We start from the raw sequence: 18,867 nt of genomic DNA, 5'->3' as shown, positions 1-18,867 counted from the left end.
TGCGGGAATAGCTCAGTTGGTAGAGCACGACCTTGCCAAGGTCGGGGTCGCGAGTTCGAGTCTCGTTTCCCGCTCCAAATTGAAAACGCCACTTCGTTTGAAGTGGCGTTTTTTTTTTGCTCGCGAGATTGGTTTTTTGGGGCGAGCTGGCTCTGCACACCTATCAATTTTACTAGTTGGCTAATGTCGTCTGGGGGCGTACAACGGCATGGCGCTACTCGTTACGCCCGATGTTCGTACTCATACCATCAGTTATTACTCTGTCGGGGGAGAATGTTGGGCGCGCCTGATCACACTCCATTCTGCCTTGAACAAGGAAGGAGCAATGACCGTGACGATCGAAACGACGGATTTGGAAGTCCAGCTGGAGATATGTAAACGGGCGGTCGATGCGTGGAGGCGTTATGAAGAAAGTAAAGGGAAGCAGCCCCCTTCGCAGGTAGAACGACTTCGACTGGAAGCAGAGTTCTTATGTTCTTCGGCGCATCATTTTTTCGGGGGTGAGGCTAGGATTCCCCCTGACTTGCTAGATCGTGATTTGGCGGAGTGAATTCACTTGTCCCGCTCAGGTGATTGGGGTTCCCGGCCCAGATGGGGCCGGGATGCATCTATATCAGTGAATATCACCCTGAGCAGGCTTGGCTAGCAGTTGCTTTTCTTGGTGCCAATCAAACGCTTCACCGTTCTGCTCGGCCTCGTAGCGGCGCTCTTCCAGCGTTTGGTAAAGCTCCAACTCTTCATCTGGCATGAAGTGCAGGCAATCGCCACCAAAGAACCACAGCAGGTCACGCGGCACCAGATGGGCGATCTGCGGGTAGCGCTGGATCACCTGGCAGATCAGGTCTTGGCCCAGGTACTGGCTTTGCAGCGGGTCCTGGGGCAGCAGGGTGAGCAGTTCGTCGAAGCGCTCGAGGAACAGGGCGTGGCTTTCCTCCGGGACCTGTTCGGCTTCACCCAGCGCGGCCAGGATGGTGCGCAGGTGGTGGAGCAGTTGCAGGTGGTAGTCCAGGTGGGGGTTGGCCATGGCGGCGGTCCTCGGGGTGGTTGAAACGGGGGGCGGAGTATACGCCGGTTTTGCATAGGCTGGCAGCGTAGCTGCCTGTGCTGGCGCTATCGCGGGGCAAGCCCGCTCCCACGAACACATGTTCACGGCTTGTTCGTGGGAGCGGGCTTGCCCCGCGATGTTGTCGATGAATGTTCAGCGCACTTTGCCTGCTTCGGGCAACAGCACTTCCTTGTCGAACGCATCCACATCGATCACCACCCGCCGCGCCTGCTCGGCCTGATGCAGGCGTTGGCCTTCCTCCGCTTGCAAGGCGCCCGCTTCGATGGCGGCGTCGATCACCGATTGCCCTGGTGTCGCCTGCACCTTACCTTCCTTGATGGCCTGATGCAGCGCCTTGTGCAGTGGGGCGGCATCGTCCAGCAGGTCGCAGGCGGTCTGCAGCGCGGCCACCGGGTCGCCGTCGGCCTGAGGCCTGAAGCAACCCGCCAGCAGCTCTTCCAGCGCCGGGTCGCCTTTGCGGCGGCCGATCAGCGCCGCCACCTCGGCATCCAGCTCATCGCTGGGCCCGGTATGTCGGCGGCCGAACGGGAACACCAGCACGCGCAGGGCGCAGCCCAGGAAGCGGTTGGGGAAGTTGTCGAGCAACGCATCGAGTGCTTTCTCGGCCTGCCCCAGGCTTTCCTCCAGGGCCCAGCGCAGCAGGGGGCGCAGGTGTTCGGGCGAGCCGAGGTCGTGGTAGCGCTTGAGCGCGGCGCTGGACAGGTACAGGTAGCTGAGCACATCACCCAGCCGGGCGCTCAGGCGTTCGCGGCGCTTGAGCGCGCCGCCCAGCAGCATCATCGACAGGTCGGCCAGCAGGGCGAACGCCGCCGCCTGGCGGTTGAGGGCGCGGAAGTAGCCCTGGCTCAAGGCATCGCCCGGGACCTTCTCGAAATGCCCCAGGCCCAGGCCCAGCACCAGGGTGCTGGCGGCGTTGCCGGCGGCGAACAGGATGTGCTGCAGCAGCAGGTCGTCGAACTCGTTCAGCGCCTGGTCGTGGTCCTCGCGTCCGGCCAGGGCCATTTCCCTGAGCACGAACGGGTGGCAGCGGATCGCGCCCTGGCCGAAGATCATCAGGTTGCGCGACAGGATGTTCGCCCCCTCGACGGTGATGAAGATCGGCGCGCCTTGCCAGTTGCGGCCCAGGTAGTTGTTCGGGCCCATGATGATGCCCTTGCCGCCGTGCACATCCATGGCGTGCTGGATGCATTCGCGGCCGCGCTCGGTGAGGTGGTACTTGAGGATCGCCGACAGCACCGAGGGTTTTTCCCCCAGGTCGACAGCCTTGGCGGTGAGCAGGCGGGCGCTGTCCATCAGCCAGGCGTTGCCGCCGATGCGTGCCAGGGATTCCTGGATGCCTTCGAAGGCGGCCAGCGGTACGTTGAACTGTTCGCGCACGCGGGCGTATTGGCCGGTGACCAGGCTGGTGTACTTGGCCGCGCCCGTGCCGACCGCCGGCAGGGAGATTGAGCGGCCCACTGACAGGCAGTTCATCAGCATCATCCAGCCCTTGCCGAGCATGGCCTGGCCGCCGATCAGGCAGTCCAGCGGCACGAATACGTCCTTGCCGCTGTTGGGGCCGTTCATGAACGCGGCGCCAAGCGGCAGGTGGCGCTGGCCGATCTCCACGCCGGGGAGGTCGGTGGGGATCAGCGCCAGGCTGATGCCCAGCTCGGTCTGCTCGCCCAACAGGTGGTCGGGGTCGTAGGCCTTGAAGGCCAGGCCCAGCAGGGTGGCGACCGGGCCGAGGGTGATGTAGCGCTTTTCCCAGTTCAGGCGCAGGCCGATGACTTCTTCACCCTGCCACTGGCCTTTGCAGATGACGCCGGTGTCGGGCATGGCCCCGGCGTCGGAGCCGGCCAGGGGGCCGGTGAGGGCGAAGCAGGGGATGTCGTCGCCACGGGCCAGGCGCGGCAGGTAGTGGCTGCGCTGTTCGTCGGTGCCGTAGTGCAGCAGCAGTTCGGCCGGGCCCAGGGAGTTGGGCACCATCACCGTGGAGGCCAGGTCGCCGCTGCGGGTGGCCAGTTTCATCGCCACCTGGGAGTGGGCGTAGGCCGAGAAGCCCTTGCCGCCGTATTCCTTGGGGATGATCAGGGCGAAGAAGCCGTGCTGCTTGATGAAGTCCCAGGCTTGCGGCGGCAGGTCGAGGTCCTGGCCGATCTGCCAGTCGCTGACCATGGCGCACAGCTGCTCGGTGGGGCCGTCGATGAAGGCCTGTTCTTCCTCGCTGAGCTTGGGCGCGGGGTAGTCGAGCAGGGTGTTCCAGTCGGGGCGGCCGCTGAACAGGTGGCCGTCCCACCACACGGTGCCGGCGTCGATGGCTTCGCGCTCGGTCTGCGACATCGGCGGCAGGGTGCGCTGGAACCAGCTGAACATCGGCGCGGTGAACAGTTTGCGGCGCATTTCTGGCAGGACGAAGAAGGCGACCTTGAGGGCGATCACCACCCAGATCAGCGTCAGCAGCCAGCCCGGCGCCGTGCTGAACAGGCCCATGAGCAGGGTGTAGGCGGCGATTGCCGCGAGGATCTGCAACGGCGCCAGGCGTCGATGCAGGAGATACGCGGCGCCTAGCACCAGGACCAGCAACCACAACAGCAGCATGATTCTTCCTCCTTGGAAGCGGGGCGGGGGGCGATCCACAGAGCTTAGACGTGTTGGGGTGGATGGCCTGCTTAGAAGACTGACCGGGTTGGGTGGCGGGAGTTCGGTGGCGGTTGGGGGATTGTGGGGCTGCGTTGCAGCCCTTTCGCGGCACAAGGCCGCTCCTACAGACGGCCGCGATCCCATGTAGGAGCGGCCTTGTGCCGCGAAAGGGCCGCAAAGCGGCCCCGGGGATCATTTACTTCTGTTCAACCCCACCTCCATGTCATCGATCAGCGCCTTGGCCATGGCGCTGAGGATCCGCGCCGAGCTGCCGGCCAGCAGGTCGCCTTCCATCTCCGCTTCGCAGGTCAGGTGGCGGATGCAGCCGAGCAGCACCGACAACTCGCTGAAGGCGTCTTCGAAGGTAACGCCCGGCTCGACCTTGAACAGGTCCAGGCAGGTGATGCGGCCTGCGGTATGCCCGCGGCTCATGGCTGCACCTGCGGCTTGTGCTCGAGCAGGGCGCAGGCGAGCTGACCGAGGTAGTCGCTGACGGTGAACAGGCGGTCCTGGGCTTCGCCGGGCTCGGTCTTGAAGTAGATGTCGAGGACATCGGAGATGGCGGTGGCCACTTCGACGGCGGCGGCCATGGCGTCGTCGCGGGGGAGGGTGGGGCGGATGGTGATGAAGTGGGAGAGACGGGGTGGGTCGGGGACGATTTTTTTCATGGTCGAGCTTCCTTGTGGTTACGAGTAACCACCACCCGCATCCTTTCTCACGAGATCAAGGTGGCAGCCATGTACGAGGTGAGAAATCCGGGCCACAAGGTAAACCCGGCCAGACCGAGGTCTGCCCGTACACGGCCACCATGACGGAGGCGCGTTACCGTTGTGGAAATCGGGTTTCTCACACCCGGTCACCCAATTGGGCGACCCGATGAAGTTATCCCCGGGGTATTTCCCCGACAACGTGGCGGCTTCCGGCAAGCGCGTAGGATAGTTCCCAAGCTTTGCTGGCTGAAGCATTTGGTTTCAGGTTCGGAAAGATCTGACAGTCTCTGAGGTCGCTGGGGCTGCTGCGCAGCCCTTTCGCGGCACAAGGCCGCTCCTACAGGATATGCGCCAGTTCTGCCGTGGTGCGGTCCCTGTAGGAGCGGCCTTGTGCCGCGAAAGGGCCGCAAAGCGGCCCCCCGGTTTCACTGGCACCGCCCACCGCTTGGGGTAGACTGGCCCCCTCCCGCATTCATTAAGGACGTTGCCATGCTGAAGATCTGGGGCCGCAAGAATTCGAGCAATGTGCGCAAGGCGTTGTGGATCGCCCACGAGCTGGGCCTGGACTTCGAGTCCATCGATGCCGGCGGCGCCTTCGGCGTGGTCAACGAACCGCATTACCGGGCACTCAATCCCAACGGCCTGGTGCCCATGCTCGAAGACGCCGACCTGGTGCTGTGGGAGTCCAACACCATCGTGCGCTACCTGTGCGCCGAGTACGGCGAAGAACAAGGCTGGTACCTCGACGACCCGCGCCAGCGCGCCCTGGCCGACAAGTGGATGGACTGGACCACCTCGTCCTTCGCCGGCCCCTTCCGTCCGCTGTTCTGGGGCCTGCTGCGCACCCCCGAGGAGCAGCGCGACTGGGTGGCGATCAACGCCGCGCACAAGCAGTGCGCGCAACTGCTGGCCATCGCCGACGAGACCCTGGCCAGGCAGCCGTACCTCTCCGGCGAGCAGATCGGCATGGGCGACATCCCCCTGGGCAGCTTCATCTACGCCTGGTTCGAAATGCCCATCGAACGCCCGGCCATGCACCACCTCGAAGCCTGGTACGCGCGCCTCAAGCAGCGCCCGGCCTACCAGGCGGCGGTGATGACCGCCCTGACGTGACGCCACTTCGATAGTCATTATCAATAGATGTGACTGTACTTGTGCGGCCAGCCCTTGCACCATGGCCGCACTCACTGCGCCAGTGACTTTGCCTGGCGTGTCCCGAACCCTTTTCTCGGTACCCGACCCGCTATGAGTTCCGCCCTGTCCATCCGACAGCTGACCAAGACCTACGGCAACGGTTTCCAGGCCCTCAAGGGCATCGACCTGGACGTTTCCGAAGGCGACTTCTTCGCCTTGCTCGGCCCCAACGGCGCCGGCAAGTCCACCACCATCGGCATTCTCTCGACCCTGGTGAACAAGACCAGCGGCACGGTCAACGTGTTCGGCCACGACCTGGACCGCGAGCCGGCGGCGCTCAAGCGCTGCCTGGGCGTGGTGCCCCAGGAGTTCAACTTCAACCAGTTCGAGAAGACCTTCGACATCGTCGTCACCCAGGCCGGCTACTACGGCATCCCGCCCAAGGTGGCCAAGGAACGCGCCGAGCAGTACCTGACGCAACTCGGGCTGTGGGACAAGCGCGACGTGCCGTCGCGTTCGCTGTCCGGCGGCATGAAGCGCCGGCTGATGATCGCCCGGGCGCTGATCCACGAGCCGCGCCTGTTGATCCTCGACGAGCCGACCGCGGGGGTCGACATCGAGCTGCGCCGTTCGATGTGGAGCTTCCTCACCGAGCTCAACCAGAAGGGCATCACCATCATCCTCACCACCCACTACCTCGAAGAGGCCGAGCAGCTGTGCCGCAACATCGGCATCATCGACCACGGCACCATCGTCGAGAACACCAGCATGCGCCAGCTGCTGGGCAAGCTGCATGTCGAGACCTTCGTCCTCGACCTCAAGCACGACCTGCCCGCCGCCCCTGAGCTGCAGGGCTACCCGTGCCGGCTGATCACCCCGCACACCCTGGAGGTGCAGGTGGACAAGGACATCGGCATCACCGCGCTGTTCGGCCAGCTGGCGTTGAAGAACATCGAGGTGCAAAGCCTGCGCAACAAGACCAACCGACTCGAGGAGCTGTTCGTGTCCCTGGTGGAAAAGAACCTGTCGAAGGTGGCCGTATGAGTGTGGAGCTGCGCACCAACTGGGTCGCCCTGAACACCATCGTCTACCGCGAAGTGCGGCGCTTCCTGCGCATCTGGCCGCAGACCCTGCTGCCGCCGGCGATCACCATGGTCCTGTACTTCGTGATCTTCGGTAACCTGATCGGCCGGCAGATCGGTGACATGGGCGGCTTCACCTACATGGAGTACATCGTGCCGGGGCTGATCATGATGTCGGTGATCACCAACTCCTACGGCAACGTGGTGTCGAGCTTCTTTGGCAGCAAGTTCCAGCGCTCCATCGAGGAACTGATGGTCTCGCCGGTGTCGCCGCACACCATCCTCGTCGGTTATGTGCTGGGTGGCGTGCTGCGCGGCTTGGCGGTGGGGGTGATCGTGACTTTCCTGTCGCTGTTCTTCACCGATTTGCAGGTGCATCACCTGGGGGTGACGGTCATCGTGGTGCTGCTGACGGCGACGATCTTTTCGCTGCTGGGCTTTGTCAACGCAGTATTCGCCCGCAACTTCGACGACATCTCGATCATTCCGACCTTCGTGCTGACGCCGCTGACCTACCTGGGCGGGGTGTTCTACTCGATCAACCTGCTGCCGCCGTTCTGGCAGACCGTGTCGTTGGCCAACCCCGTGCTGCACATGGTCAACTCGTTCCGCTACGGCATCCTAGGGGTGTCGGACATCAGCATCGGCACGGCGATCAGCTTCATGCTGGTGGCCACCGCGCTGCTCTACCTGCTGTGCGTGCGCCTGCTGGTCAGCGGCCGCGGCATGCGTGCCTGAGCTGCGGGTGAGGGCACAGCGGCACTGGCGCCGGCGCCACTGCCGGCCCACCCACCAGCGCCAGTAGCCCATGGTGGTGAAGTAGGCGAGCACGCCGAGCACCACCCCGCACACCACCGAGCCGAGCAGGAACGGTTGCCAGATCGTCGCCAGCTGGTCGGTGACCCAGTCGACGGTGATCTCGTCGGGCAGCGTGCGCGGCGGCACCTGCATCAGCCAGGCGCCGGTCATGTAGGTGACGAAGAACACCGGCGGCATGGTCAGCGGGTTGGTCAGCCACACCAGGCTCACCGCGATCGGTAGGTTGCCGCGCACCGGGATCGCCAGCGCGGCGGCCAGCAGCATCTGCATGGGGATGGGGATCAACGCCGCGAACAGACCGACGCCCATGGCCCGCGCCACCGAATGGCGATTGAGGTGCCACAGGTTGGGGTCGTGCAGCAGCTTGCCGAAAAAACGTAAGGACTTGTGTTCGCGGATGCTGGTCGGGTCCGGCATGTAGCGTTTGAACAGACGGCGCGGCATGTGGGCTCCCGGCGGGGTTGAAGGGCGTCAGTATGCCTTCATTCAAGCGCAACCTCGTTCAGAGTTTGTGACAATTGATTAGCAGGTTTTTCCCGCCAATCGGCTAAGCCTCAGGGGGCGTTTTCGCTTCTGGAGCTCTATCTCATGCGCACAGGGATGCTGGCGCTGGTCCTCGGGCTGTTGAGCCTGCGCTTCTTGCCTGCCTTGCCACCGGTCGGATGGCTGATTCCACTGCTGTTGCTGGCCCTGGCCTGCCTGCGTACCCGGGCCTGGCCGCTGGGCGGGTTCCTGCTGGGTGTTTGCTGGGCCTGCTGGTCGGCGCAGCAGGCCCTGGACGACCGCCTGCCGGCCGCGCTGGACGGCCGTACGCTGTGGCTGGAGGGGCGGGTGGTGGGCCTGCCGACTCGCACCGAGCGCGGCGTGCGTTTTGAGCTGGAGCAGCCGCAGTCGCGCCGGGCCCGGTTGCCGCAGCGGGTGCAATTGAGCTGGTTTGACGGGCCGCCGCTGCGGGCGGGGGAGCACTGGCGGCTGGCAGTCAACCTGCGTCGGCCGCAGGGCCTGCTCAACCCGCATGGCCCGGATCAGGAGGCCACGCTGTTGGCACGGCGGGTCGGCGCCACCGGCACGGTCAAGGCCGGTACACGCCAGGGGGAGGAGGCCAGCAGTTGGCGCGACGGCCTGCGCCAGCGCTTGCTGGCCACCGATGCCCATGGCCGGGAGGCGGCGTTGACCGCCCTAGTGCTCGGGGATGGGGCAGGCCTGGCACGGGAGGATTGGCAGGTGCTGCAGGCCACCGGCACGGTGCACCTGCTGGTGATTTCCGGACAGCACATCGGCTTGCTGGCCGGATTGGTCTATGGGCTGGTGGCAGGGTTGGCGCGTCTGGGGGCCTGGCCCCGGCGGTTGCCGTGGCTGCCCTGGGCCTGCGGCCTGGCGATGACGGCGGCGCTAGGGTACGGCTGGCTGGCGGGGTTCGGCGTGCCGGTGCAGCGGGCGTGCCTGATGCTGGCGGTGGTGCTGCTCTGGCGCTTGCGTTTTCGTCACCTGGGCGCCTGGGTGCCGTTGCTGATGGCGCTGTCGGGCGTGCTGCTGGTCGAGCCGCTGTCCAGCCTGTTGCCGGGGTTCTGGCTGTCGTTCACTGCCGTGGCGGTATTGGTGTTGTGCTTTGCCGCGCGGCTGGGCGCCTGGCGGCCCTGGCAGGCCTGGACCCGCGCCCAGTGGGTGATCGCCGTAGGGTTGTTGCCGGTATTGCTGGCCTTGGGGCTGCCCGTCAGCCTCAGCGCGCCGCTGGCCAATCTGCTGGCGGTGCCGTGGCTTAGTTTGGGCGTGCTGCCGTTGGCGTTGCTGGGCACGGCCATGTTGCCGGTGCCTGGGCTGGGGGAGGGAATGCTGTGGCTGGCGGGCCTGTCGTTGGATGGATTGTTTGCCGTGCTGACGCGATTGGCGGGCCAGCAGCCGGCCTGGATACCCGAGCCGCTGCCGTTGTGGGCCTGGCTGCTGGTGTGCCTGGGCGCCGTGCTGGTGCTGCTGCCCCGGGGCGTGCCATTGCGGGCACCGGGGGCGGTTATGTTGCTGGCGCTGTGGGCGCCACGCGAACAGGTGCCCTTGGGCCAGGTGCAGGTCTGGCAGCTGGATGTGGGGCAGGGTCTGGCGGTGCTGCTGCGTACCCGCAATCACGCGCTGCTGTATGACGCAGGCCCGGCCCGGGGTGGCAGTGACCTGGGCGAGACGGTGGTGCTGCCGGCCTTGCGCAAGCTCGGGGTGAAGGCGCTGGATGTGATGCTGATCAGCCATGGCCATGCCGACCATGCCGGTGGGGCGGCGGCGGTGCGGCGTGGGGTACCGGTGGCGCGGGTGCTGGCCGGCGAGGTCGACGGGCTGGAGGCGGCGTCGCTGTGCAGCAGTGGTGAGCGTTGGCAGTGGGATGGCGTCGATTTCGAGCTTTGGCATTGGCCGCAGGGGGCTTCCAGCAACGAGCGTTCCTGTGTGTTGCGGGTGCAGGCCATGGGCGAGCGCCTGCTGCTGGCCGGGGACATGGAGGCCGGGGCGGAGCGCGCCTGGCTGGCCACGGTCGAGGATCCTCGGGTGGACTGGCTGCAGGCGCCGCACCATGGCAGCCGCACGTCGTCCAGCGAGCCGTTCGTCCAGGCCACGGCGCCGCGCGGGGTGCTGATTTCCCGAGGGCGACACAATGGCTTCGGGCATCCCCATGGGCAGGTGATCGAGCGCTATCGGCGGCATGGGGTGGTGGTGCATGACACGGCGGTGGAGGGGGCGTTGCGGTTGGTGCTGGGGAGCCAGGGCGGGGTGGAGGGTGTGCGGCGGGAGCGGCGGTTCTGGCGTGAGGTTGACGAGGGCTGAGCCGGCGCCATCGCGGGGCAAGCCCGCTCCCACGCCAGCGCGAAACCATCGTGTGAGCGGACCTGCGTGGGAGCGGGCTTGCCCCGCGATTACGCGGACCGAACGTTTCCCTGACCTCCGGCAGATGAGCCCCAGGCGGTCCTATGGTAGAGTGGCGGCCTTTTTCCGAGGGGATGCTAACTGTGTGGGAATTGGTCAAGTCCGGTGGCTGGATGATGCTGCCGATCATCCTGAGCTCCATCGCCGCCATGGCGATCGTCGTCGAGCGCCTGTGGACCCTGCGCGCCAGCCGTGTCACCCCGCCGCACCTGCTGGGCCAGGTGTGGATGTGGATCAAGGACAAACAACTCACCAGTGACAAGCTCAAGGCCCTGCGCGCCGACTCGCCGCTGGGCGAGATCCTTGCCGCGGGCCTGGCCAACTCGCGCCACGGCCGCGAGATCATGAAGGAGTGCATCGAGGAGGCCGCCTCGCGGGTCATCCACGAGCTGGAACGTTACATCAGCACCCTCGGCACCATCGCCGCCATGGCCCCGCTGCTGGGCCTGCTGGGCACCGTGCTGGGCATGATCGACATCTTCAGCGCCTTCATGGGCTCGCAGATGACCGCCAACGCCGCCGTTCTGGCCGGGGGTATCTCCAAGGCCCTGGTTACCACCGCGGCCGGCCTGATGGTCGGTATCCCGGCGGTGTTCTTCCACCGCTTCCTGCTGCGCCGCATCGATGAGCTGGTGGTGGGCATGGAGCAGGAAGCGATCAAGCTGGTGGAAGTGTTGCAGGGCGACCGCGAAGTGGAAGTGGCCGGAGGCAAGGCGTGAAGTTCCGGCGCAATCGCCAGCGCGAGAACGTCGACATCAACCTGGCGTCGTTGATCGACGTGGTCTTCGTGCTGCTGCTGTTCTTCGTGGTCACCACCACCTTCACCCGCGAGACCCAGTTGCGCGTCGAGCTGCCCGAGGCCAGCAGCGCCGAGCAGCCGCCGGCCGACCCGGGCAAGCTGGTGGAGATCTCCATCAGCGCCGACGGCGTGTATTCGGTGAACAACCACTTGCTGCCCAAGAGCGACCTGGACACCCTGACCGAGGCGATCGAGAAGGAGTCCGGCGGTGACATCACTCTGCCGCTGGCCATCAGCGCCGACGGCAAGACCCCGCACCAGGCTGTGATCACCGCAATGGACGCGGCCGGCAAGCTCGGCTTCAGCAAGTTGCGCATGACCACCGTCGAGGCCGCGCAGGGCAAGCCCTGATGGCCTTCGCCGACCGTCTGCTCGCCGCCTGGTACGCCGGGCATCCGGCGCTGGCCCTGCTGCGTCCGCTGGAGGCGCTGTACCGGCGCGTGGTGACGCGCAAGCGCGCGCGCTTCCTCAGTGGCGAAAGCCCCAGCTACCGTGCCCCGGTACCGGTGATCGTGGTGGGCAACATCACCGTCGGCGGTACCGGCAAGACGCCGATGATCCTCTGGTTGATCGAGCACTGCCGCCGGCAGGGGCTCAAGGTCGGCGTGGTCAGTCGTGGCTATGGCGCCAAGCCGCCGCACTATCCCTGGCGCGTCCAGGCTGACCAGCCTGCGGAGCAGGCCGGCGACGAGCCCTTGCTGATCGTCCAGCGCACCGGCGTGCCGCTGGTGATCGACCCCGACCGTTCCCGCGCCGTGCAGGCCTTGCTGGCCAGCGACGCGCCAGACCTGATCCTGTGCGACGACGGCATGCAGCATTACCGCCTGGCCCGCGACCTGGAGCTGGTGCTGATCGACGCCGCCCGGGGCCTGGGCAATCGCCGCTGCCTGCCGGCCGGCCCGTTGCGTGAACCGGCCGAGCGGCTGGGCGAGGCGGACGCGGTGCTGTTCAACGGCGCCGAGAGCGACCGCGACGACGGCTTCGCCTTCCGCCTGCAACCCTCGGCGCTGATCAACCTGCGCAGCGGCGAACGCCGCGAGCTCGACATGTTCCCGGCTGGCCAGGCGCTGCACGCCGTGGCCGGCATCGGCAATCCGCAACGTTTCTTCAACACCCTGCTGGGGCTACACTGGCAGCCGGTGCCGCACCCTTTCGCCGACCATGCGCCCTACAGCCGTGAAGTGCTGTCGTTCAGCCCGCCGCTGCCGTTGGTGATGACCGAGAAGGATGCGGTGAAATGCCGGCCCTTCGCCGCCGACGACTGGTGGTACCTGGCGGTCGACGCCGTGCCGACGCCCGCCTTCAGCGCCTGGTTCGACGCCCAGCTCGACCGCCTGCTGCCCGGCCGCCCCTGAGCCTTTTTTCATTTTCCGTCGCAAGGACACCTCCATGGACACCAAACTGCTCGATATCCTGGCCTGCCCGATCACCAAGGGCCCGCTCAAGCTCAGCGCCGACAAGACCGAGCTGATCAGCAAGGGCGCGGGCCTGGCCTATCCGATCCGCGACGGCATCCCGGTGATGCTGGAAAGCGAGGCGCGCACCCTGACCGATGAAGAGCGCCTGGACAAATGAGCCTGGACTTCACCGTGGTGATTCCCGCCCGGCTGCGCTCCACGCGCCTGCCGGGCAAGCCATTGCTGCCGATCGCCGGCAAGCCGATGGTCCAGCATGTGTGGGAGCAGGCGCGCAAGAGCAGTGCCAGCCGCGTGGTCATCGCCACCGACGACACCAGCATTGTCGAAGCCTGCCAAGCGTTCGGCGCCGAAGTGCTGCTGACCCGCGCCGACCACGAGTCGGGCACCGATCGCCTGGCCGAGGTGGCTGCCCAACTGGGCCTGGCCGCCGATGCCATCGTGGTCAACGTGCAAGGCGACGAGCCGCTGATTCCGCCAGTGATCATCGACCAGGTGGCGGCCAACCTGGCGGCGCACGCGGAAGCCGGCATCGCCACCCTGGCCGAGCCGATCCACGCGCCAGAAACCATCTTCAATCCCAACGCGGTCAAGGTGGTCAGCGACAAGCACGGCCTGGCCCTGACCTTCAGCCGCGCGCCGCTGCCCTGGGCCCGCGACGCCTTCGCCAAAAACCGCGACCAGTTGCCGGAGGGCGTGCCCTATCGCCGCCATATCGGCATGTACGCCTACCGCGTGGGCTTCCTCCAGGACTTCGTCGCCTGGGGCCCGTGCTGGCTGGAGCAGACCGAATCGCTGGAGCAGCTGCGCGCCCTGTGGCACGGCGTGCGCATCCATGTCGCCGACGCCATCGAGGCACCGGCCGTGGGTGTGGACACCCCTGAAGACCTGGAGCGCGTACGGCGCTTGCTGGAGGCCTGATGCGCGTTTTGTTCGTCTGCCTCGGCAATATCTGCCGTTCTCCGACCGCCGAAGGCGTGCTGCGCCACCAGCTCGAGGCCGCAGGCCTGGGTGATGTGGTGCAGGTGGCCTCCGCCGGCACCGGCGACTGGCATGTCGGCAAGGCGCCCGACAGCCGTACCTGCAAGGCCGCCCTGGCCCGTGGCTACGACCTGTCGCGCCAGCGCGCCCAGCAGGTCAAGGCGGCGCACTTCGCCGAGTACGACCTGGTCCTGGCCATGGACAAGAGCAACCTGGGCCACCTGCAGGCCCTGCGCCCGCACAACGCCAAGGGCGAGCTCGACCTGTTCCTGCGCCGCTATGGCGCGGCCCTGGACGAAGTGCCGGACCCTTACTACGGCGGTGTCGAAGGCTTCGAGCAGGTCCTGGACCTGATCGAGGCGGCCTGTCGCGAGCTGGTCGTGGAAATCAAGGGGCGGTTATGACGACGCACTGGCAGGAGCGGGTGTCGCTCAAGCCCTACAACACCTTCGGCATCGATGTCAGTGCCCGCTACTTCACCCAGGCCCATGACGACGACGAAGTCCGCCAGGCCCTGGCCCAGGCCGCCGAGCGGCAGGTGCCGGTGCTGGTGATCGGCGGCGGCAGCAACCTATTGCTGTCACGCGATGTCGAGGCCCTGGTGCTGCATATGGCCAGCCGTGGCCGACGCCTGCTCAGCGACGACGGCGAGCGGGTGGTGGTCGAGGCCGAGGCCGGCGAGCCCTGGCACCCGTTTGTGCAGTGGAGCCTTGGGCAGGGGCTGTGCGGGCTGGAAAACCTCAGCCTGATCCCCGGCACCGTGGGCGCCGCGCCGATGCAGAACGTCGGTGCCTATGGCGTGGAGATCAAGGATGTGTTCGCCGGCTTGACCGCGCTGGACCGCGAGACCGGCGAGCTGCGGGACTTCTCGCTGGAGGACTGCGCGTTCGGTTATCGCGACAGCCTGTTCAAGCGCAGCCCCGGGCGCTGGCTGATCCTGCGCGTGCGCTTTGCCTTGAGCCGCACCTTGCAGGCTCACCTGGACTACGGCCCGGTGCGTCAGCGCCTGGCGGAGCAGGGCGTCGAGCAGCCGAGCGCGCAGGCGATCAGCGACGCGATCTGCAGTATCCGTCGGGAAAAGCTGCCGGATCCGGCTGAGCTGGGTAACGCTGGGAGCTTCTTCAAGAACCCCGTGGTGCCCGCTGAATTGGTCGAGCGCATCCGTGCCGGGCACCCTGGCGTGGTGGCCTATCCCCAGGCCGATGGCCAGGTGAAGCTGGCGGCCGGCTGGCTGATCGAGCAGGCGGGGTGGAAAGGCTATCGCGATGGTGATGCCGGGGTGCACCGCTTGCAGTCGCTGGTGCTGGTGAACTACGGCCAGGCGAGTGGGGCGCAGTTGCATGCCCTGGCGCGGCGGATCCAGGCGGATATCCTCGAGCGCTTCGGGGTGGAGCTGGAGATGGAGCCGAACCTGTACTGATGGGTTGGCCTGTGCCAGCCCTATCGCGGGGCAAGCCCGCTCCCACGCCACCGTCCCGCGGCTGAGAGGGACTGCGTGGGAGCGGGCTTGCCCCGCGATCACCGGCAGAGCCGGTGCCATCCACACCGGCAAAGAAAAAGCCCCGCCAGTTCGCACTGGCGGGGCTTTTTCATTCAGCCGAGGCTATCAACCGTGATGAGGCTTGTGCTCGTCAGCGGTTTCCAGGGCTTCGGCCGGGGCAGCGGCGGCCAGGGCAGCGGCGGCTGCTTCGGCTTCACGCTTGCGGCGACGCACTTCACGCGGGTCGTTCGGCGCACGGCCGTTCGACAGCATGATGGTGGACGGCTCGACTGGCGCTTCTTCGGCAACCACGGCTGGCGCAGGCTCGGCCACCGGGGCTTCGACCACTTCAGGCTGGGCTTCGACGGCTTCGACCACCGGAGCAGGCTGCTCGGCGACTGGCGCCTGGGCTTCGACCACTTCGGCAACCGGTGCCTTCTCGATCTCGCCCGCTTCCACCACAGGGGCTTCCACGACCGCTGCAGGCTCGACGGCTGCCTCGACAACGGCGGCGGCCGGCTGCTCGGCGGCGGCTTCTTCAACCACTGGCTGCGGCGCCACTTCAACTACAGGCTCGATGCTTGGCTCGGCGGCGACCACAGGCTCGCTGACAGGCTGCTCGACCACCGGGGCGATGGCGACCTGCTCGGCCACGACTTCGGTGATTTCCACCTGGGTCTCGGCGACAGCGGCGCTGGCGCGTTCGGCCTGCTGGTTGGCTTCGGCCTCGGCGTCAGCGCTGATGTTGCTGGTGGCGACAGCGGCGATGACGGCAGTGCCGGCGGCCAGTTCGGCACCCAGCTCGGTGGCCTGGTGCTGTTGTGGCTGCTCTTCGCCGGCGTCTTCGTCGCTGCCTTCGATCAGCTCGCCATTGGCGTTGCGCTGGCGCTCACGACGGTTGCTGCGACGACGCTGGCCACGGGAACGACGGCGCGGACGCTCGCCATCGGCACCTTCCTGCTCGTCCTGCAGCAGCTCTTCGTTCGGCAGTTCTTCCTCGGCGAGCTCGGCAACCTGTTCGGCGGCTTGCACCTCAGGGCGCAGCTGGCGCTCTTCGCGTGGAGCGCGTTCCTCCCGTGGGGCACGCTCTTCGCGAGGGGTACGTTCTTCACGTGGAGCGCGTTCTTCGCGAGGGGCACGTTCTTCACGTGGAGCACGCTCTTCGCGAGGGGCGCGTTCTTCACGTGGAGCGCGTTCTTCGCGAGGGGCACGTTCTTCACGTGGAGCACGTTCTTCACGTGGAGCACGTTCTTCACGTGGTGCGCGCTCTTCACGGGCTACGCGTTCTTCGCGTGGCGCACGCTCTTCACGCGGGGCGCGTTCTTCGCGGGCAACCGGCGCGGCGTCCAGCGGCTCGCGCAGTTCGCGCACACGCTCTTCGCGGTTGCCGCGGCGGTCTTCACGCGGCTGGCGCGGTTGACGCTCTTCACGTGGCGCGCGTTCTTCACGCGGGGCACGCTCTTCGCGAGGCTGACGCTCTTCACGCGGGGCGCGCTCGCCGCGCTCTTCGCGTGGCTTGCGGTCTTCTTCGCGACGGCCGTTGCGGTTGCGGCTCTGCTGGCGACCGTTGCGACGCTCTTCATTGCGTGGCGAGCGCTCGGTGGCTGGCTTCTCGGTGGCGGCGGCCGGTGCGGCGGCGGGCTCTTCCTTGCCGGCGAACAGGCTGACCAGCGACTTGACCAGGCCCTTGAACAGGCTCGGCTCGGCGGCGGCAGGGGCAGCGACCGGCGCGGCAGGGGCAGGCTGTTCTTCAGCGGTGGCCGGAACCGGTGCGTTGGCACGGGCCGGCGCGGTCTTGACCGCGGCTTCCTGGCGCACCAGGGTGCGGGTGGCGGTCGGCTGCGGCGCTTCTTCGGTCTCGGCCGAGGCGATCTCGTAGCTGGACTGGTTGGTCAGCACGTCCGGGTTGTCGTCGCGCAGGCGCTGGACTTCGAAGTGCGGGGTTTCCAGGTGATCGTTCGGCAGGATGATGATGCGTGCGCGAGTACGCAGTTCGATCTTGGTGATCGAGTTGCGTTTCTCGTTGAGCAGGAAGGCGGCCACCGGGATCGGCACCTGGGCGCGCACTTCGGCGGTGCGGTCCTTCAGCGCTTCTTCCTCGATCAGGCGCAGGATCGCCAGCGACAGCGACTCGACGTCACGGATGATGCCGGTGCCGGAGCAGCGCGGGCAGACGATGCCACTGCTTTCGCCCAGCGATGGACGCAGGCGCTGACGGGACATCTCCAGCAGGCCGAAGCGCGAGATGCGGCCCACCTGCACACGGGCGCGGTCGGCCTCGAGGCATTCGCGCACGCGTTCTTCGACGGCGCGCTGGTTCTTGGCCGGGGTCATGTCGATGAAGTCGATGACGATCAGGCCGCCGATGTCACGCAGGCGCAGCTGGCGGGCGATCTCTTCGGCCGCTTCCAGGTTGGTCTGCAGGGCGGTTTCTTCGATGTCGCTGCCTTTGGTGGCGCGCGCCGAGTTGATGTCGATGGACACCAGGGCTTCGGTCGGGTCGATGACGATCGAGCCGCCGGACGGCAGGTCGACCACGCGCTGGAAGGCGGTTTCGATCTGGCTTTCGATCTGGAAGCGGTTGAACAGCGGCACGCTGTCTTCGTACAGCTTGACCTTGCTGGCGTACTGCGGCATCACCTGGCGGATGAAGGTCAGGGCTTCTTCCTGGGCGTCGATGCTGTCGATCAGCACTTCGCCGATGTCCTGGCGCAGGTAGTCGCGGATGGCGCGGATGATGACGTTGCTTTCCTGGTAGATCAGGAACGGCGCGGCGCGGTCTTGCGAGGCTTCCTTGATGGCGGTCCACAGCTGCAGCAGGTAGTCGAGGTCCCACTGCATTTCTTCGCTGCTGCGGCCCAGGCCCGCGGTGCGCACGATCAGGCCCATGTCGCCCGGAACGGTCAGGCCGTTCAGCGCTTCGCGCAGTTCGTTGCGCTCTTCGCCTTCGATGCGGCGGGAGATGCCACCGGCGCGCGGGTTGTTGGGCATCAGCACCAGGTAGCGGCCGGCCAGGCTGATGAAGGTGGTCAGGGCGGCGCCTTTGTTGCCGCGCTCTTCCTTCTCGACCTGGACGATGACTTCCTGGCCTTCGCTCAGGACTTCCTTGATGTTGACCCGGCCTTCAGGGGCTTTCTTGAAGTATTCGCGGGAGATTTCCTTCAGCGGCAGGAAGCCGTGACGGTCGGAGCCGAAGTCGACGAAGGCGGCTTCGAGGCTGGGCTCGATCCGGGTGATCTTGCCTTTGTAGATGTTGGCCTTTTTCTGCTCACGGGCGCCGGACTCGATGTCCAGGTCGTAGAGACGTTGGCCGTCCACCAGGGCTACACGCAACTCTTCGGGCTGAGTTGCGTTAATCAGCATTCTTTTCATGTTGTACCGTCGGTTTCCGGGCTGCCGGAAACGGCGTGCGGCACACACGACTTCTCAGGGTCGGTGCCAAGGTGCGCAAAGGGTGGCGGGCCACCCCCGTGTCTGGCGACGTTCGGCACCAGCCGGTTGCCCAGCCTGCCGTTGTCGCGACGACGCGTCCTGTTTTGCGGTGCCAAAAGACCTGTCGAGCTTTTCGAAGGTTATCCGAATCAATCGAGCGGGCCTGGTGCACTCAGTCAGGAGGAGGAATCAACCGGTCGGCCGTGGACGCCACTAGGGCGTCTGTTGAGGACCTTGTCCGCTCATCGCCCGTTGAGTGGGGCGCTGGGGCGGGTTCGGTGCCACACGGTCCGAGGGCTGTGCATCTCCACCCTGCACGTATCCCTTGAAAATTCGGTGCTGCCGCGCGCTGAATCCGCAACGGGTTGCATTTTTCGCCAGCCCGGTTCCGGGCTGGCGCCATAACATATCCAAGGCAGGAAT

The 18,867-nt window shown here is 66.4% G+C and carries 18 protein-coding genes and 1 tRNA gene; 13 read left to right on the top strand and 6 right to left on the bottom strand.

The window, feature by feature from the left end:
* Position 1: 1 nt before the first annotated feature.
* Together LU671_RS27515 and LU671_RS27510 are read left to right on the top strand one after the other, a co-directional pair.
* Positions 2 to 77, top strand: a tRNA-Gly gene (locus LU671_RS27515).
* Positions 78 to 325: 248 nt separating this feature from the next.
* Positions 326 to 550, top strand: coding sequence for a hypothetical protein (locus tag LU671_RS27510; RefSeq protein WP_232857574.1), 225 nt, complete (start codon positions 326 to 328; stop codon positions 548 to 550).
* Between the two features lie 63 nt (positions 551 to 613).
* Here LU671_RS27510 and LU671_RS27505 read toward each other — a convergent pair whose 3' ends face one another.
* From LU671_RS27505 to LU671_RS27490, 4 genes are all read right to left on the bottom strand, one after another.
* Positions 614 to 1,024, bottom strand: a complete 411-nt coding sequence (locus LU671_RS27505; protein ID WP_232857572.1) for a PA2817 family protein — start codon at positions 1,022 to 1,024, stop codon at positions 614 to 616.
* Positions 1,025 to 1,198: 174 nt separating this feature from the next.
* Complete coding sequence (locus tag LU671_RS27500; protein WP_203647564.1) at positions 1,199 to 3,646, bottom strand: acyl-CoA dehydrogenase; 2,448 nt, start codon at positions 3,644 to 3,646, stop codon at positions 1,199 to 1,201.
* Between the two features lie 234 nt (positions 3,647 to 3,880).
* The gene (locus LU671_RS27495) at positions 3,881 to 4,120 is read right to left on the bottom strand and encodes a DUF3077 domain-containing protein (RefSeq protein WP_203647563.1); all 240 of its coding nucleotides are present in this window, start codon (positions 4,118 to 4,120) and stop codon (positions 3,881 to 3,883) included.
* Positions 4,117 to 4,356 (bottom strand): hypothetical protein, encoded by a 240-nt coding sequence (locus LU671_RS27490; protein ID WP_203647562.1) that lies wholly within the window; start codon positions 4,354 to 4,356, stop codon positions 4,117 to 4,119. Before LU671_RS27490 ends, LU671_RS27495 begins: the two co-directional genes overlap by 4 nt.
* Before the next feature lie 531 nt (positions 4,357 to 4,887).
* Here LU671_RS27490 and LU671_RS27485 point away from each other — a divergent pair.
* The 3 genes from LU671_RS27485 (at position 4,888) to LU671_RS27475 (ending at position 7,352) form a co-directional block, all read left to right on the top strand.
* Positions 4,888 to 5,511 (top strand): glutathione S-transferase, encoded by a 624-nt coding sequence (locus tag LU671_RS27485; RefSeq protein ID WP_232857570.1) that lies wholly within the window; start codon positions 4,888 to 4,890, stop codon positions 5,509 to 5,511.
* 132 nt (positions 5,512 to 5,643) lie between these two features.
* Positions 5,644 to 6,576: an ABC transporter ATP-binding protein gene (locus tag LU671_RS27480; RefSeq protein ID WP_028690973.1), complete on the top strand. Its 933-nt coding sequence runs from the start codon at positions 5,644 to 5,646 to the stop codon at positions 6,574 to 6,576.
* Complete coding sequence (locus tag LU671_RS27475) at positions 6,573 to 7,352, top strand: ABC transporter permease (RefSeq protein ID WP_186716199.1); 780 nt, start codon at positions 6,573 to 6,575, stop codon at positions 7,350 to 7,352. Before LU671_RS27480 ends, LU671_RS27475 begins: the two co-directional genes overlap by 4 nt.
* Here the strand turns inward: LU671_RS27475 and LU671_RS27470 are convergent.
* On the bottom strand, positions 7,236 to 7,877 hold the full coding sequence (locus tag LU671_RS27470; protein WP_052896362.1) for a DUF2062 domain-containing protein: 642 nt from the start codon (positions 7,875 to 7,877) through the stop codon (positions 7,236 to 7,238). The two genes, LU671_RS27475 and LU671_RS27470, sit on opposite strands and share 117 nt — an antisense overlap.
* 144 nt (positions 7,878 to 8,021) lie before the next feature.
* On the opposite strand from LU671_RS27470, the gene LU671_RS27465 reads away from it, so the two are divergent.
* The 8 genes from LU671_RS27465 (at position 8,022) to murB (ending at position 14,952) form a co-directional block, all read left to right on the top strand.
* A complete protein-coding gene (locus tag LU671_RS27465) occupies positions 8,022 to 10,238 on the top strand; it encodes a DNA internalization-related competence protein ComEC/Rec2 (RefSeq protein ID WP_232857568.1) in 2,217 nt (738 codons plus the stop codon).
* Positions 10,239 to 10,420: 182 nt separating this feature from the next.
* Positions 10,421 to 11,056, top strand: coding sequence for a MotA/TolQ/ExbB proton channel family protein (locus LU671_RS27460; protein WP_028690976.1), 636 nt, complete (start codon positions 10,421 to 10,423; stop codon positions 11,054 to 11,056).
* Positions 11,053 to 11,487, top strand: a complete 435-nt coding sequence (locus LU671_RS27455) for an ExbD/TolR family protein (RefSeq protein ID WP_186735899.1) — start codon at positions 11,053 to 11,055, stop codon at positions 11,485 to 11,487. Before LU671_RS27460 ends, LU671_RS27455 begins: the two co-directional genes overlap by 4 nt.
* A complete protein-coding gene (lpxK, locus tag LU671_RS27450; RefSeq protein WP_232857567.1) occupies positions 11,487 to 12,491 on the top strand; it encodes a tetraacyldisaccharide 4'-kinase in 1,005 nt (334 codons plus the stop codon). The genes LU671_RS27455 and lpxK overlap by 1 nt, the downstream gene beginning before the upstream one ends.
* 34 nt (positions 12,492 to 12,525) lie before the next feature.
* On the top strand, positions 12,526 to 12,711 hold the full coding sequence (locus LU671_RS27445) for a Trm112 family protein (RefSeq protein ID WP_011532874.1): 186 nt from the start codon (positions 12,526 to 12,528) through the stop codon (positions 12,709 to 12,711).
* Entirely contained in the window at positions 12,708 to 13,472 is a 765-nt protein-coding gene (kdsB, locus tag LU671_RS27440; RefSeq protein WP_232857566.1) for a 3-deoxy-manno-octulosonate cytidylyltransferase, read from the top strand. The genes LU671_RS27445 and kdsB overlap by 4 nt, the downstream gene beginning before the upstream one ends.
* The gene (locus tag LU671_RS27435) at positions 13,472 to 13,936 is read left to right on the top strand and encodes a low molecular weight protein-tyrosine-phosphatase (protein ID WP_232857564.1); all 465 of its coding nucleotides are present in this window, start codon (positions 13,472 to 13,474) and stop codon (positions 13,934 to 13,936) included. Before kdsB ends, LU671_RS27435 begins: the two co-directional genes overlap by 1 nt.
* Positions 13,933 to 14,952, top strand: a complete 1,020-nt coding sequence (gene murB / locus LU671_RS27430) for a UDP-N-acetylmuramate dehydrogenase (RefSeq protein ID WP_203647552.1) — start codon at positions 13,933 to 13,935, stop codon at positions 14,950 to 14,952. The genes LU671_RS27435 and murB overlap by 4 nt, the downstream gene beginning before the upstream one ends.
* 186 nt (positions 14,953 to 15,138) lie before the next feature.
* On the opposite strand, the gene rne is transcribed toward murB, so the two are convergent.
* Positions 15,139 to 18,384 (bottom strand): ribonuclease E, encoded by a 3,246-nt coding sequence (gene rne / locus LU671_RS27425; RefSeq protein ID WP_232857562.1) that lies wholly within the window; start codon positions 18,382 to 18,384, stop codon positions 15,139 to 15,141.
* Positions 18,385 to 18,867 lie beyond the last annotated feature (483 nt).

The sequence above is a fragment of the Pseudomonas sp. NMI760_13 genome (assembly GCF_021283245.1).
GTDB classification, from domain to species: Bacteria; Pseudomonadota; Gammaproteobacteria; order Pseudomonadales; family Pseudomonadaceae; genus Aquipseudomonas; species Aquipseudomonas peradeniyensis.
Note: the sequence above shows the minus strand (reverse complement) of the source record. Positions and strands in the feature narration are given on the sequence as shown.

What these genes read in the sequence shown, in the direction of transcription:
- LU671_RS27500 (WP_203647564.1), bottom strand. Translation starts at nt 3,646, where the DNA reads ATGCTGCTGTTGTGGTTGCTGGTCCTGGTGCTAGGCGCCGCGTATCTC.
- kdsB (WP_232857566.1), top strand. Translation starts at nt 12,708, where the DNA reads ATGAGCCTGGACTTCACCGTGGTGATTCCCGCCCGGCTGCGCTCCACG.
- lpxK (WP_232857567.1), top strand. Translation starts at nt 11,487, where the DNA reads ATGGCCTTCGCCGACCGTCTGCTCGCCGCCTGGTACGCCGGGCATCCG.
- LU671_RS27475 (WP_186716199.1), top strand. Translation starts at nt 6,573, where the DNA reads ATGAGTGTGGAGCTGCGCACCAACTGGGTCGCCCTGAACACCATCGTC.
- LU671_RS27510 (WP_232857574.1), top strand. Translation starts at nt 326, where the DNA reads ATGACCGTGACGATCGAAACGACGGATTTGGAAGTCCAGCTGGAGATA.
- rne (WP_232857562.1), bottom strand. Translation starts at nt 18,384, where the DNA reads ATGAAAAGAATGCTGATTAACGCAACTCAGCCCGAAGAGTTGCGTGTA.
- LU671_RS27465 (WP_232857568.1), top strand. Translation starts at nt 8,022, where the DNA reads ATGCGCACAGGGATGCTGGCGCTGGTCCTCGGGCTGTTGAGCCTGCGC.
- LU671_RS27490 (WP_203647562.1), bottom strand. Translation starts at nt 4,356, where the DNA reads ATGAAAAAAATCGTCCCCGACCCACCCCGTCTCTCCCACTTCATCACC.
- LU671_RS27470 (WP_052896362.1), bottom strand. Translation starts at nt 7,877, where the DNA reads ATGCCGCGCCGTCTGTTCAAACGCTACATGCCGGACCCGACCAGCATC.
- LU671_RS27505 (WP_232857572.1), bottom strand. Translation starts at nt 1,024, where the DNA reads ATGGCCAACCCCCACCTGGACTACCACCTGCAACTGCTCCACCACCTG.
- LU671_RS27485 (WP_232857570.1), top strand. Translation starts at nt 4,888, where the DNA reads ATGCTGAAGATCTGGGGCCGCAAGAATTCGAGCAATGTGCGCAAGGCG.
- murB (WP_203647552.1), top strand. Translation starts at nt 13,933, where the DNA reads ATGACGACGCACTGGCAGGAGCGGGTGTCGCTCAAGCCCTACAACACC.
- LU671_RS27480 (WP_028690973.1), top strand. Translation starts at nt 5,644, where the DNA reads ATGAGTTCCGCCCTGTCCATCCGACAGCTGACCAAGACCTACGGCAAC.
- LU671_RS27495 (WP_203647563.1), bottom strand. Translation starts at nt 4,120, where the DNA reads ATGAGCCGCGGGCATACCGCAGGCCGCATCACCTGCCTGGACCTGTTC.
- LU671_RS27445 (WP_011532874.1), top strand. Translation starts at nt 12,526, where the DNA reads ATGGACACCAAACTGCTCGATATCCTGGCCTGCCCGATCACCAAGGGC.
- LU671_RS27435 (WP_232857564.1), top strand. Translation starts at nt 13,472, where the DNA reads ATGCGCGTTTTGTTCGTCTGCCTCGGCAATATCTGCCGTTCTCCGACC.